This window comes from Variovorax sp. GW821-FHT10C12 (assembly GCF_059415405.1).
On record NZ_JBWKNE010000001.1, the window covers coordinates 1,139,754 to 1,153,065 of the forward strand.

15 protein-coding genes are annotated in these 13,312 nt (G+C 68.8%); 2 read left to right on the forward strand and 13 right to left on the reverse strand.

The features are described from left to right. Positions 1 to 2: 2 nt before the first annotated feature. From AC07OH_RS05475 to lexA, 7 genes are all read right to left on the reverse strand, one after another. Entirely contained in the window at positions 3 to 722 is a 720-nt protein-coding gene (locus AC07OH_RS05475; RefSeq protein WP_056581250.1) for a Crp/Fnr family transcriptional regulator, read from the reverse strand. 60 nt (positions 723 to 782) lie between these two features. Beyond that, positions 783 to 1,562: an oxepin-CoA hydrolase, alternative type gene (locus AC07OH_RS05480; protein WP_062471537.1), complete on the reverse strand. Its 780-nt coding sequence runs from the start codon at positions 1,560 to 1,562 to the stop codon at positions 783 to 785. An 11-nt stretch (positions 1,563 to 1,573) separates the two neighbouring features. Continuing rightward, positions 1,574 to 3,094 (reverse strand): 3-hydroxyacyl-CoA dehydrogenase, encoded by a 1,521-nt coding sequence (locus AC07OH_RS05485; protein ID WP_495299867.1) that lies wholly within the window; start codon positions 3,092 to 3,094, stop codon positions 1,574 to 1,576. 133 nt (positions 3,095 to 3,227) lie between these two features. Next, positions 3,228 to 4,388: an MFS transporter gene (locus tag AC07OH_RS05490; protein WP_495299868.1), complete on the reverse strand. Its 1,161-nt coding sequence runs from the start codon at positions 4,386 to 4,388 to the stop codon at positions 3,228 to 3,230. Positions 4,389 to 4,392: 4 nt separating this feature from the next. Further along, positions 4,393 to 5,400, reverse strand: a complete 1,008-nt coding sequence (locus AC07OH_RS05495; protein ID WP_489056884.1) for a D-2-hydroxyacid dehydrogenase family protein — start codon at positions 5,398 to 5,400, stop codon at positions 4,393 to 4,395. 158 nt (positions 5,401 to 5,558) lie between these two features. Then, positions 5,559 to 5,942 carry a hypothetical protein gene (locus AC07OH_RS05500; protein WP_495299869.1) on the reverse strand — a complete coding sequence of 128 codons (384 nt, stop codon included), beginning with the start codon at positions 5,940 to 5,942 and terminating at the stop codon, positions 5,559 to 5,561. A gap of 143 nt (positions 5,943 to 6,085) precedes the next feature. Then, entirely contained in the window at positions 6,086 to 6,769 is a 684-nt protein-coding gene (gene lexA, locus AC07OH_RS05505) for a transcriptional repressor LexA (protein WP_056581233.1), read from the reverse strand. A 73-nt stretch (positions 6,770 to 6,842) separates the two neighbouring features. Here lexA and AC07OH_RS05510 point away from each other — a divergent pair, with 73 nt between their 5' ends. After that, on the forward strand, positions 6,843 to 7,829 hold the full coding sequence (locus AC07OH_RS05510; RefSeq protein WP_495299870.1) for an asparaginase: 987 nt from the start codon (positions 6,843 to 6,845) through the stop codon (positions 7,827 to 7,829). 13 nt (positions 7,830 to 7,842) lie between these two features. Here AC07OH_RS05510 and adk read toward each other — a convergent pair whose 3' ends face one another. The 6 genes from adk to AC07OH_RS05540 form a co-directional block, all read right to left on the reverse strand. Then, the gene (adk, locus tag AC07OH_RS05515) at positions 7,843 to 8,499 is read right to left on the reverse strand and encodes an adenylate kinase (RefSeq protein WP_056581227.1); all 657 of its coding nucleotides are present in this window, start codon (positions 8,497 to 8,499) and stop codon (positions 7,843 to 7,845) included. Between the two features lie 135 nt (positions 8,500 to 8,634). Continuing rightward, the gene (gene kdsB / locus AC07OH_RS05520) at positions 8,635 to 9,408 is read right to left on the reverse strand and encodes a 3-deoxy-manno-octulosonate cytidylyltransferase (protein ID WP_495299871.1); all 774 of its coding nucleotides are present in this window, start codon (positions 9,406 to 9,408) and stop codon (positions 8,635 to 8,637) included. Next, positions 9,405 to 9,587, reverse strand: a complete 183-nt coding sequence (locus AC07OH_RS05525) for a Trm112 family protein (RefSeq protein WP_013541700.1) — start codon at positions 9,585 to 9,587, stop codon at positions 9,405 to 9,407. Before AC07OH_RS05525 ends, kdsB begins: the two co-directional genes overlap by 4 nt. Beyond that, positions 9,568 to 10,563 carry a tetraacyldisaccharide 4'-kinase gene (lpxK, locus tag AC07OH_RS05530; protein ID WP_495299872.1) on the reverse strand — a complete coding sequence of 332 codons (996 nt, stop codon included), beginning with the start codon at positions 10,561 to 10,563 and terminating at the stop codon, positions 9,568 to 9,570. The genes AC07OH_RS05525 and lpxK overlap by 20 nt, the downstream gene beginning before the upstream one ends. Further along, a complete protein-coding gene (locus tag AC07OH_RS05535) occupies positions 10,564 to 10,989 on the reverse strand; it encodes an ExbD/TolR family protein (protein ID WP_062471507.1) in 426 nt (141 codons plus the stop codon). A 14-nt stretch (positions 10,990 to 11,003) separates the two neighbouring features. Further along, entirely contained in the window at positions 11,004 to 11,636 is a 633-nt protein-coding gene (locus AC07OH_RS05540) for a MotA/TolQ/ExbB proton channel family protein (RefSeq protein ID WP_070060550.1), read from the reverse strand. Between the two features lie 312 nt (positions 11,637 to 11,948). On the opposite strand from AC07OH_RS05540, the gene xseA reads away from it, so the two are divergent. Then, the gene (gene xseA, locus AC07OH_RS05545; protein WP_495299873.1) at positions 11,949 to 13,262 is read left to right on the forward strand and encodes an exodeoxyribonuclease VII large subunit; all 1,314 of its coding nucleotides are present in this window, start codon (positions 11,949 to 11,951) and stop codon (positions 13,260 to 13,262) included. The last annotated feature ends 50 nt before the right edge of the window (positions 13,263 to 13,312 follow it).

Sequence of the window (13,312 nt, forward strand, 5' to 3'; positions counted from 1 at the left end):
TTTTAGTTGTCTGCTACGGAGATTTGCATCAGCGCCGAGCGGTCCAGCACGACCAGTCCGGCCGGCTCGATGCGGATGGTGCCCTCGCGCTCCATCGTCTTGAGTTCCTGGTTGACCCGCTGGCGCGAAGCGCCGAGCAGTTGCGCGAGTTCTTCCTGCGCCAGTTGCAGGCCGATGCGCGTCTGGCTGCCGTCGTCCAGGCTCGGCACGCCGTAGCTGCGCACCAGATGAATGAGTTGCTTGGCCAGGCGTGCGCGCAAGGGCAGGGTGTTGAGGTCTTCCACCAGCCCGAACAGCGTGCGGATGCGGCGCGCCTGCAGCCGCATCAGCGCTTCGTACAGCTCGACGTGCGTGGCCAGGATCTTCTGGAAATCGGCCCGCGCCACGCACAGCACGGTGGTGTCGCCATGCGAGTACGTGTCGTGCGTGCGACGTTCCCCGTCGAACATCGCCACATCGCCGAACCAGATGCCCGGCTCGACGTAGGTCAGCGTCACCTGCTTGCCCGACACCGCGGTCGAGCTCACGCGCAACGCCCCCTTGGCACAGGCGATCCAGTGCTCGGGCGGGTCGCCGCGCGCGGCGAGCAGGTCGCCGTCCTTGTAGCGTTTGACAAAGGCGCATCGGAGGATGTCGTGCCGTAGCGATGGAGATAGGGAAGAAAACCAGCGACCACTGTTGATCGCTTCACGTTCTTCGATGGTAAGAATGGGGTCGTCCATGGTCTGTCCTCTCGGCGACTGAAAAGCTGTGGGGTGTCTCGGGAGCGACGCCGTCAGGCGTCACTCGTAGCGAGGCGGTGTCTTGTCGAGGAACGCGGCAATGCCGATGCCCGCGTTCGCGTGGTGCAGGTTGCGCACGAAATGATCGCGCTCCTGCGATAGCTGCGACGCCAGTGTGGCGCCGCGCGCGTCGCTCAGCAGCTCCTTGATGCTGGCCAGCGAGTTCGGCGCGCGAGCGTTCAGGCGGGTGGCCAGGGCCAGCGCGCCGGCCAGCGCCTGCCCGCTGTCGGTGAGCTCGTTGACGAGGCCGAAGGCATGCAGGCGCGCGGCCTCGATGCGCTCGCCGTTCATCAGCCATTCGCTTGCCAGCTGGCGCGGCAGTGCCTGCCCGAGGTGCCAGCTGAGGCCGCCGTCGGGCGAGAGCGCCACGTTGCTGTACGAGGCCGCGAACACGGCGTCGCGCGCGGCCACGACGAAGTCGCAGGCCAGCGCGAGCGAGAAGCCGGCGCCGGCTGCCGCACCTTCGACGGCCGCGATGACCGGCTTGGGGAAGGTGCGGATCGAATCGATCCAGTTGTGCAGGCCCTCGATGCTCTCGGCCTGCACGGAGCGGTCGAGCTGGCGGTTGGCCAGCAGCCGCTGCAGCGAGCCACCGGCGCAGAACCAGGCGCCTTCGCCCACGATGACGACGCTGCGGATCTCGTCGCTGCTCTCGGCGCCGTTCAGCGCCTCGATGCCGGCGGCGTAGATCTCGGGGCCCAGCGCATTGCGCTGGGTCGGGTTGACGATGGTCAGCACCATGGTGCTGCCTTCGCTGGTGCTCTTGAGTTCGGCGGTCATGGTGTGCGTGCTTATTCTTCTTCGTGCAGCAGGCTCAGGCCCAGCGCGCCGCGGCGGCGCAGCCACGGGCTCGGGCGATAGCGCGGGTCGCCATACACGGTCTGCAGGTTGAACAGCACCTCGAGCATGTTGGTCGGTCCGTACAGGTTGCCCATGGCGAGCGGGCCGCGCGGGTAGCCCAGCCCCAGCTGCACGGCGGTCTCGAGGTCGGCCGGCGTGCACACGCGCTGCTGGCACATGTCGGCGGCGATGTTGACGATGGCGCCGATCACGCGCTGCGTGACGAAGCCGCCGCTGTCGCGGATCACGCTCACGGCCTTGCCGTCGCGCGCGAAGAGGGCGTGCGCGGCGTCGCGCACGTCGCGGCGCGTGGCCGGGTTGGTGGCCAGCACGCGGCGCTTGGTGGCGACGTCGTCGATGAGCATGTCGATGCCGACGGTGCGCGTGGCGTCCAGCCGCTCGACGGCCGCGACCGTCGTCACGTCGAAGCCCAGCGGCGCGACCAGGATGATCGACTGCGGTGCGGGAGCGCTGCCGCTGTCGATCTGCGCGCCCAGCGTGTTCACCAGGCGCAGCAGCTCGGCGCGGCGCGCGGCGCGCGGCGACACCCAGACCGCGGGCGTGCCTTCGATCACCGGCGCCGGTGCTTCGGGTGTCTGCTGCATCACGCCGTTGTCGTAGCGGTAGAAGCCCTCGCCGGTCTTGCGGCCCAGCGCGCCGGCGGCCAGGCGCTGCGCGGTGATCACGCTCGGGCGGAAGCGCGGCTCTTCGAAGTACTGGTGGTAGATCGACTCCATCACCGGGTGCGACACGTCGAGCGCCGTGAGGTCGAGCAGCTCGAACGGGCCGAGGCGAAAGCCCGCCTGGTCCTTGAGGATGCGGTCGATGGTGGCGAAGTCGGCCACGCCTTCGCCGACGATGCGCAGCGCCTCGGTGCCGTAGCCGCGGCCCGCGTGGTTGACGATGAAGCCGGGCGTGTCCTGCGCCTGCACGGCGCTGTGGCCCATCTGCGCCGCGTAGCCGGCCAGTTTCTGGCAGACCTCGGGCGAGGTCTTGAAGCCCGCCACCACCTCGACCACCTTCATCAGCGGCACCGGGTTGAAGAAGTGAAAGCCCGCAAAGCGCGCGGGGTGCTGCAGGCCGGCCGCGATGGCCGTGACCGACAGCGACGAGGTGTTGGTGACCAGCGTGGCGGTGGGCGCGACCACGTCCTCGAGCTCGCGGAACAGCGTGCGCTTGACCTCGAGGTTCTCGACCACGGCCTCGACCACGAGGTCGCAGCCTGCGAGCGCCTGCATGCCGTCGACTGCCTTCACGCGGGCGACGTAGGCGTCGCGCGTGGGGGCGTCGATCTTGCCCTTCTCGTGCAGCTTGTTCCATTGGGCGGCGAGGGCTTCGCGGCCACGCTCGGCGGCGCCGGCGAAGCTGTCGAGCAGCAGCACTTCGCTGCCCGCCTGGGCGGCGATCTGCGCGATGCCGCGCCCCATGGCGCCGGCGCCGATCACGCCGATTCGGGGGTAGTTCACTGTCATGGGATCAAGGTTCTCATGGGTTGGTGGGTGTCCGGGGCGGCCGCGCCGGCGCGGGTGCGCGGCGCGGACGAAAGCTCCGATTTTGCAATCTCGCGGGAGGCCCGCGCCCCGGGTGTTACGCGGGGCATCGGAATCAGGCCGGGCGGCGGCTGCGGTCGATGGCGATGCTCAGGCCCATCGCCAGCAGCATCAGTGCAAAACCGACCCGGCTCATCCACTCGGTGGCGTCGTTCGCCAGCAGCCAGCCGCCCAGTGCCGCACCCAGGGCCTGGCCGATGTAGATGCCCGAGCTGTTGAGCGCCACCGAGCCCGGCGCCAGGGCGGGCGCCAGCCCCACGAGGCGCGCCTGCTGCGAGGAATTGGTGGCAAAGCAGCCCAGGCCCCAGGGCACGAGCACCACCGCGAGCCATGCGAGCGTGCTGGCCAGCGGCCACAGCAGCAGGCTCAGCGCGATCAGCCCGGTCGTCAGCAACACCATGCGCCCGGCGCCGACGCGGTCGATGTAGCGGCTGACCACCATGTTGCCCAGCAGGCCGAAAGCGCCGAACAGCGCCCACATCAGGCTCAGCGTGTTGGCGTCGGCGCCGAAGCCCTGCTTGAGCAGCGGGCCGAAATAGCTGAACAGCACGAACTGGCCGACACCCTGCAGCGCCGTGACCGACACGATGCCCATCAGCACCGGGCTGCGCAGCACGCGCGACCAGGCGGCGGCCGTGAGCGCGGCGGGCCGGATGCCGTTGGGCAGCGTGAACCACACCGAGGCGGCGCTCACGACACTGAGCGCAGCGATGGCCATGAAGGCCATGCGCCAGCCCAGGTGGCCGCCGATCAGCGCGCCGATCGGCAGGCCCAGCACCGAGGCCACCGACCAGCCGAGAAAGACGAAGGTCACGGCGCGCCCGCGCTGCTCGGGCGGCACCAGCATGCCGGCGCAGGCCGCGGCCTGGGGCGTGAAGATGGCGGGGGCGATCACCGTCAGCATGCGCACCGGCAGCAGTGCGCCGAAGCTGGGCATGAGCGCCGCAACCACGTGCCACGCGGCGTACCAGAGCAGGGTGAGGGCGAGCAGCTTGCGGCGGTCCCAGCCGGCGACCGCAGCGGCCAGCAGCGGGGCGCCCAGGCACATCACGAAGGCGGCTGCAGTGATCAGCTGGCCCGCCGTGGCGACCTGGATCGCCAGCGAGACGCTGATTTCATTGAGGGTGCCGGGCACGACCATCACGCCCGTGCCGATCACGAAATTGCCGGCCAGCAGCGCCCAGAGCGCGCCTCGCTGCGGCGCGGGCCGGCTCATGAACTCACCGGCGAACCTGCAGCGCGCCGGGATTCACGATGTTCGTGGGGTTGCCGTTGATGTAGCTCACGACGTTGTCGAACGCCTGGCCGAAGTAGCTCTCGTAGCTTTCCTGCTCCACGTAGCCGATGTGCGGCGTGCAGATACAGTTTTCGAGGCGCAGCAGCGCATGGCCCTGCAGCGGCGGCTCGCTCTCGAACACGTCGATGGCGGCCAGTCCGGGGCGCCCGCGGTTGAGTGCGGCCAGCAGGGCATCGGCCTCCACCAGCTCGGCGCGCGACGTGTTGACGAACAGCGCCGTCGGCTTCATGCGGGAGAGGTCTTCGAGCTTGACGAGGCCCTGGGTGTCCTCGTTGAGCCGCAGGTGCACCGACAACACGTCGGCCGCGGCAAAGAATTCGTGACGGCTCTGTGCCACCTGGAAGCCGTCGGAGCGCGCCTTGGCGCAGCTGGCCTCGCGGCCCCAGATCACGACCTGCATGCCGAAGGCCTGCCCGTAGCGGGCCACCAGCTGGCCGATGCGGCCGTAGCCCCAGATGCACAGCGTCTTGCCCTTGAGCACCGAGCCCACGCCGAAATTCGGCGGCATCGACGCCGACTTGAGGCCCGACTGCTGCCAGGCCCCGTGCTTGAGGTTGCTGATGTACTGCGGCAGGCGGCGCATGGCCGCCATGATCAGCGCCCAGGTGAGTTCGGCGGGCGCCTGCGGCGAGCCCGAGCCTTCGGCCACCGCCACACCGCGTTCGGTGCAGGCCGTGACGTCGATGTGGCCGCCGACGCGGCCGGTTTGGGAAATCAGCTTGAGCTTGGGCAGCTTCTCGATCAGTTGGCGAGAGATCTGGCTGCGCTCGCGGATGAGCACGATGACGTCCGCATCCTTGAGGCGAACCGACAGTTGGCCGATGCCCTTGACCGTGTTGGTGTAGACCTTGGCGGCATAGGCGTCCAGTTTGGCGGCGCACTGCAGCTTGCGCACGGCGTCCTGGTAATCGTCGAGGATCACAATGTTCATGGCATGCCATTGTGCCTCGCAGCATCGGCACGTCGCACGTGTGAACGTTTGGATACCCCGTGCCAGATGGCGCCCGGGAGGCCTGTTTCAGGCCGTTGGGGGTGAATCCGCCATGCGCGTGCGGGGCGCGCAGGCACGGCGGGCTCGTTCGCACCTTCTCAGTGCAGGTGGCTGGGGCGGGGCGTGCCGCTCCCGGTTTCCGCAGCTTCCAGAGCGGCGAGCCGGTCGAGTTCGGCGCACACGTCGGCCATGCGGCCGGAAATCACGACCCGGTTGGCGCAGCCGCGCTGCGAGCCTTGCCGATCGACCACACGGACCACGCGCAGCGGGCGGGCGGGTGTCGCGGCGGCGGATGGCGATGTGGCCGGCGCCGGGCCGCCGGCGGTGCGTGCCGTGCAGGCCGGGCGAATGGCCACGTAGCGCAGACCGGCTGCAGCGTCGCTGCTGTCACCGTGCGACGGGCGGCGGGCGGGCATCCAGCGGGTCGCCAGCGATTGCAGGGGCGACCAGAGGTCGGCGATGGCGAGGAGGGCGATTCCCATGTGAACTCCAAAAAAGTATGAGGTTGAACACAGGCAGGATTTCTTGAATCGGCCGCAACAGGGTGATGGCGACTTCACGCCATACGCCCGCCACCTGTCGCGGCCGGATGAGGTGCTGCTGCCGTTGGCAGCAGGCCCGAGACCTACATCAGCATGGTGTTGCGGATGAGGCCGACCGCGAGGCCTTCGATTTCGAAGGGCTCGCCGGGCTGGACGATGATGGTCGGGTAGTCGGGGTTTTCGGCGTGCAGCTCGATCACCTGTTTGTTGCGCTTCAGGCGCTTCACGGTGACTTCTTCGCCGAGGCGGGCCACCACGATCTGGCCGTTGCGTGCTTCCTTGGTGGCCTGCACGGCGAGCAGGTCGCCGTCCATGATGCCGGCGTCGCGCATGGACATGCCGCGCACCTTGAGCAGGTAGTCGGGCTGGCGCTGGAACAGCGTGTTCTCGACGTAGTAGGTCTGGTCGACGTGCTCTTGCGCGAGGATGGGCGAACCCGCCGCCACACGGCCGATGAGCGGCAGCGCGAGCTGGGCCATGCCGGGCAGCGAGAGCGAGAACTGGTTGCCTTCGCGGTGGCGCGTTTCGTGTAGCGAGCGCAGCGCATCGCCCTTGAGGCGGATGCCGCGCGAGGTGCCGCTGACGAGCTCGATGACGCCCTTGCGGGCCAGCGCCTGCAGGTGCTCTTCGGCGGCGTTGGCCGACTTGAAGCCCAGCTCGTTGGCGATTTCGGCGCGCGTGGGTGGCGCGCCGGTGCGTGCGATGGCGGCCTGGATCAGGTCCAGGATCTGCTGCTGGCGGGCGGTAAGCTTCACTGCGAACTGCATAGTGGTTTCCTTGCGGCACTGGCTAGATATCCAGTACCTGTATTTTTAACCAGTTTTCAAAAGTTGACAAGCCATGACTCATTCCTCTTCGTCCGAGACGCGCCGCGTGGTGGTGCTGGGCACCGGCGGCACCATTGCCGGCAAGGCTGCCAGCAGCGGCGACAACATCGGCTACACCGCCGGGCAGGTGGGGGTGGCGGACCTGCTGGGCGGCATCGAGGCGCCGGCCGGCGTGACGCTGGTGGCGGAGCAGGTCGCGCAGCTCGACAGCAAGGACATGGACGCCGACACCTGGCGCCAGCTGGCCGCGCGCTGTGCGCACTGGCTGGCGCAGCCCGACGTGGCGGGCATCGTGGTCACGCACGGCACCGACACGCTGGAGGAAACCGCCTTCTTCCTGCACGCCGTGCTGGCGCCCGCCAAGCCGGTGGTGCTGACGTGTGCGATGCGTCCGGCGACGGCCCTGTCGCCTGATGGTCCGCAGAACGTGCGCGACGCGCTCGTGCTGGCTTCGACGCCTGGCGCGCGGGGCGTGACGGTGGTCTGCGCGGGCACGGTCCACAGCGGCCTCGATGTGCAGAAGGTGCACACCTATCGCCTCGATGCCTTCGCGTCGGGCGATGCGGGGCCTGTCGGGTATGTGGAAGAGGGTGAGGTGCGGCGCGTTCGCGCGTGGCCGCAGGGGGCGCCGTTCGATGCGGCGCGGCTGGCGGCCGTGGCGAAGCCGTGGCCCTGCGTCGAGATCGTCATGAGCCACGCGGGTGCGAGCGGTGCGATCGTCGAGGCGCTCCTGCTTCCGTCGGCTGAACCCTTGCGCGGACTGGTCGTGGCCGCGACCGGCAACGGCACGGTGCACCACGCGCTGGAAGCTGCGGCGCTGAAGGCGCAGGCCGCCGGCGTGGCGGTGCTGCGCGCCACGCGCTGCACGAACGGACGCATCCTGCCGAAACCCGGGGATGGGCTGCGGGATGCGGGTGCACTCACGCCGGTGAAGGCGCGGGTCGCGCTGGTGCTGGAACTGTTGGGAGTGGCTGCCCTGCCAGAGTCGGAGGGCGGCTAAGAAGGCTGACGGATCAGCTGTTCAATGCGGCAAGCGCGCGCTGCGTGATCTCGTCGACCGTGCCCACGCCCTGGATGGCGCGGTACTTCGGCGCGGCGGCCGGATCGGCCTTGGCCCAGGCCGAGTAGTAGTCGACCAGCGGACGGGTCTGCTGGCTATAGACGTCGAGCCGCTTGCGCACGGTCTCTTCCTTGTCGTCTTCGCGCTGGATCAGCTCTTCACCGGTCACGTCGTCCTTGCCTTCCACCTTCGGCGGATTGAACTTGACGTGGTAGGTGCGGCCCGATGCCGGGTGCGAGCGACGACCGCTCATGCGTTCGATGATGTCGCCGAAGGGCACATCGATCTCGAGCACGTAGTCGAGCTTGACGCCGGCCGCCTTCATGGCGTCGGCTTGCGGAATGGTGCGCGGGAAGCCATCGAACAGGAAGCCGCCGTTGCAGTCGGGCTGCGCGATGCGTTCCTTCACGAGGTTGATGATCAGGTCGTCGCTGACCAGTGCACCCGAATCCATGATCGTCTTGGCCTGCAGCCCGAGGGGGGTGCCTGCCTTGACGGCGGCGCGCAACATGTCGCCGGTCGAAATTTGGGGAATGCCGTATTTCTGGCAGATGAAGGTCGCTTGCGTGCCTTTGCCTGCTCCGGGCGCGCCCAGCAAAATAAGTCTCATGGTGTCCTCGGAAGGTTCTTAGATTTTGTGTCGCGCCCCATGCGCGCCCTCAGGCGCGCCGAGGCGGAATTGCGTCGAGGATAGCATGCGTGCCCGTGACAAATTGCCGCCGTTCCCTCGGGGACGGCGGGCAGTTCACGCAGGCGAGCCGGCTGCGAAGACCGCGCGCACGCGCGCCAGGTCTTCGGGCGTGTCGATCCCGGGGCCCGGGGCGACATCGCTCACATGCACCGCGATGCGGTGCCCGTGCCACAGCGCGCGCAGCTGTTCGAGCGCTTCGGTGGCTTCGACGGGTGCTGGCGACAGCAACGGAAATTGCCGCACGAAGCCCGCGCGATAGCCGTAGATGCCGATATGGCGCAGCGGTGCGGGGCTGGGCAGCACCGTGGGCGCCGCACCGCCCGAAGAACCGTCGCGCCACCAGGGGATCGGTGCGCGGCTGAAATAGAGCGCATGACCTTGTGCGTCGAGCACGGCCTTCACGACGTTCGGGTTCATGAAGTCGGCCAGCGAATCGATCGCGTGGACGGCGGTGCTCATGGCGGCCTGCGGGCGCGCGGCCAGCGTGGCGGCGACGGCGTCGATCAGCGCGGGGTCGATCAGCGGCTCGTCGCCCTGCACGTTGACGACGATCGCGTCGCCATCGAGCCCGAGTTGTTCGCAGGCTTCGGCCAAGCGGTCGGTGCCGCTGGCGTGGTCCTGGCGGGTCAGCAGGGCCTCGACACCGTGCGCCTTGCAGGCTTCGATGATGGCGGCGTCGTCGCCGGCCACCACCACGCGAAGGGCGCCGGACTGGCGGGCGCGTTGCGCCACGCGCACGACCATCGGCAGGCCGGCGATGTCGGCCAGCGGTTTGTTGGGAAGTCGCGTCGAAGCCAGCCGGGCCGGCACCAGAACGGTGAAGCTCACAGGCCCAGCTCTTCGTCGGACAGCGTGCGGGCCTCGTTCTCGAGCAGCACCGGGATGCCGTCGCGCACCGGGTAGGCGAGTCGCGCACTGCGCGAGCAGAGTTCCTGCTTCTCGGCGTTCCAGGTCAGCGGGCCCTTGGTGACGGGGCAGACGAGCAGTTCAAGCAGCTTGGTATCCATCGAGCGATGATAGCTTCGCGTCGAGGGCGGCGAAGAACGCCGGCGAGGGTTCGAAGTGCAGCGGCACGGCGAGCGCGTCGGGCGCCTGATGCCAGAGCTTGACGGCGTCTTTCTCCGTGCAGACAAGCGGCAGGGCGGAGCCGGCCGGGCGTTGCCAGCCGGTGAAGTCGTGGTGGTCGGGCAGCGCGAGGGTGTCTGCGAGCGTCAGGCCACGTGCGTGCAGCATCGTGAAGAAGGCTTGCGGCCGGGCGATGGCAGCAAGCGCGATCACGGGCTGGCCGGCGAGCGTGTCGAGCGGGATGCGGCGGCCATCCTTCGCGAGGGCGTACGGCGCCAGTTCGCGGGTGGCGGTGTAGCCATCGGCGAAGGCGGGCCGCTCGCCGCTGTGCAGCAGCAGGTCGCAATGGCGCGGCCACGGCTCGCGCAGGGGGCCGGCGGGCAACAGCCAGCCGTTGCCGATACCGCGGTCGTCGAACACGCAGATCTCGATGTCGCGCGCCAGCGCCAGGTGCTGAAGGCCGTCGTCGCTGACGATGATTTGGGTGGCCGGGTGCTGTTCGAGCAGGGCGCGTGCGGCCTCGATGCGCTGCCGGGCCACGAAGACGGGCGCGCCGGTGGCATGGTGGATCAGCGCGGGCTCGTCGCCGATGTCCTGCGGATCGCTGTCGGGCAGGACTTCGCGGCAGTCGTCTGTACGCCGGCCATAGCCCCGCGACACCACGCCCACGCGCAGCCCGCGCGCCTGAAGATGGCACACGACGGCCATCACGACCGGTGTCTTGCCGGCCCCGCCTGCGATCACGTTGCCGACCACGATTACAGGAACCGGCACGCGTCCGGTCTTCTGCCAGCCCCATCGGTAAAAGGCGCGCCGCAGCGCGAAGAGGGCGCCATAGACCAGCGACAGTGGCCACAGCAGGCAGGCCAGCGCACCGCGGCGCAGCCAGGCATCCTGCAGCCGCGCGCCGGTCGACACTCAGTGACCGGCCTGGGCCGTCGACTGGGCGGCGAAGGTGATCTGCATCAGGCCGGCGCGGCGCGCAGCCTCCATCACCGTCACCACGGCCTGGTGCGGGCTGGCGGCATCGGCGCTGATGATCACGACGCTGTCCTTGCCACCGGTGGCGGCAGCACCGAGCGCGGCGGCCACGGTGTCGACGCTGCGGTCCGCCAGCGGCGACTTGTTGATCACGTAGCGGCCGTCGGCCGACACCGCCACGATCACCTCTTTCGGGTAGTCGCGCTGGGCGTCGACGTCCGCGGTCGGCAGCCGCAGCTGCATCTCGGTGAACTTGCTGTAGGTGGTCGACAGCATCAGGAAGATCAGCACGACCAGCAGCACGTCGATGAACGGGATCAGGTTGATCTCCGGCTCGTCGCGCGCGCCGTGGCGAAACTGCATGCGGCCACGCGAGCTCATTTGCGCAGGGCGTTCAGGTGGCGTGCGAAGCGCTCACCCGAGAGTTCGAGGTTCAGCAGGTACTCGTCGACGCGGCTGCGGAAGTAGCGCCAGAAGATCAGCGTCGGAATGGCCACGATCAGGCCGAAGGCGGTGTTGTACAGCGCGATCGAGATGCCGTGCGCCAGCTGCGCCGGGTTGCCCGAACCGACGGCACCGCTGCCGGGCGACTGCGAGCCGAAGATCTCGATCATGCCGATCACCGTGCCCAGCAGGCCGAGCAGCGGCGCGGCCGAGGCGATGGTGGCCAGCGCCGGCAGATAGCGCTCCAGCTTGTGCGCCACGGTGCGGCCCGAGGCCTCCATGGCGGCGCGCAGGTCTTCTTCGGTGCAGCGCGGGTTGGCGTTCAGCGCGCGCAGGCCGGCGGCCAGCACCTGGCCGAGCATCGAGTTGCTTTCCAGTTTGGTCACGACGTCGGGGCCGGGAACCGCGCCGCGCGACACGGTGATGGTCTCGTCCAGCAGCTTCGGCGGCAGGACCTTGACGGTCTTGAGGCTGGTGAAACGTTCAATGACCAGCGCGAGTGCGATGACCGAACAGGCGAGCAATGGCCAGATTGGCCAGCCCGCGGCAACAATGATGGAAAACAAGAAAATCCTCCGGCCCGTAGACTGCAAATGCGCGGCGATTATCCACCGAGCCACCATCGGCTCGCGGCTTGTTTGCGTGTCGGCAAGGACGCACAGATTCTGTGGATAACTTTGTGATTAACCCGTGGCGCAATGTCTCCGAACCCGCATGGGACGGGCTTTTCGTTAGATCGATTGAATTTTGAGCAGCACTTTTTTTAATGAAATCAACAGCTTGCACGAGAACTCGTGCATCTGTTCCACCATACCCCTCCAAAGTGGGGGGCGCAGCGCCCGTTGTGGAAGAGTGGCCGTCGGTGGCGGAGGGACGCGATGAGCTTCATGGAGCCGAATGCAGCGCCCGGGCCGCGCGTGTGGGCCGTGGGCGCGCTGTGCCGCGCGGTGGCCGATGCGCTCGACGCGCGTTTCAACCCGGTCTCGGTGCGCGGAGAAATTTCGGGTTTCTCGCGTGCGTCGAGCGGTCATTGCTATTTCTCGCTCAAGGACGAATCCGGCCAGCTGCGCTGCGCGATGTTCCGCCGGGCGGCCGGCCTGCTCGACTTCACACCGCGTGACGGCGACCAGGTCGAGGTGCGTGGTCGGCTGGCGGTGTACGAGCCGCGCGGCGACCTGCAATTGGTGGTCGAAAGCCTGCGGCGCGCGGGGCAGGGCGCGCTGTTCGAGCAGTTCCTGCAGCGCAAGGCGCGCCTCGAAGCCGAGGGCTTGTTCGATCCGGCGCGCAAGCGGGCGCTGCCGTCCATGCCGCGTGCAGTGGGCGTCGTCACCTCGCTGGGCGCCGCGGCGTTGCATGACGTCGTGACCGCGCTGCGGCGGCGCGTCCCACATATTCCCGTGGTGCTGGCGCCGGCGGCAGTGCAGGGCACCAGCGCGCCGGGCGAGCTGGTGCGCGCCTTGCAGTCGCTCTACACGCTGGAGCCGGCCGTCGACGTGATCCTGCTGGTGCGCGGCGGTGGCTCGATCGAGGACCTCTGGGCCTTCAACGACGAAACGCTGGCGCGCACCATCGTGCAAAGTCCCGTGCCTGTGATCAGCGGCGTGGGGCACGAAACCGATTTCACGATTGCCGACTTCTGCGCCGACCTGCGCGCGCCGACACCCACGGCCGCCGCCGAACTCGTCAGCGCGCCGCGCGACCTGTGGCTCGGGGCGCTCGACCTGCTCGACGAACGGCTCGGCGATGCGCTGGGCGGACGGCTCGACGTGCTCGGCCAACGGCTGGATCAGGCAGCGGCGCGGCTGGGCCGTCCTTCGGGCTTGGTGGCGCGCCAGCAGCTGCGGCTGGCGCATCACGCGCAGCGGCTGCACTACGCGGTGCTGTCGCGCCGCGAGCGTCTGGGGCAGGTGCCACAGGCCATCGCCACCGATTTCTCCGCGAAGTTCTCGCGTTCGCTGACGCAGCGGCGCGAGCGGCTCGAGCGCGTGGCCCTGCGCCTGCGGCTGCTCGACCCGGCCCTGGTGCTGCAGCGCGGCTATGCCTTGCTGACCGACGGCGAAGGCCGCGCGATCGTCAGTGCAGGCAGCCTGCAGGCCGGCGATGCTGTCGTCGCACGCCTTTCGGATGGCTCGGTCGACCTGACCGTGATGCCCGGCGGTGCGACGGGAACACGTCCGACGCCGGCCCCCTGATTACTTCCTAGAATCCTTCATTCTCCACAACCAACCCACGAGAAAAAACC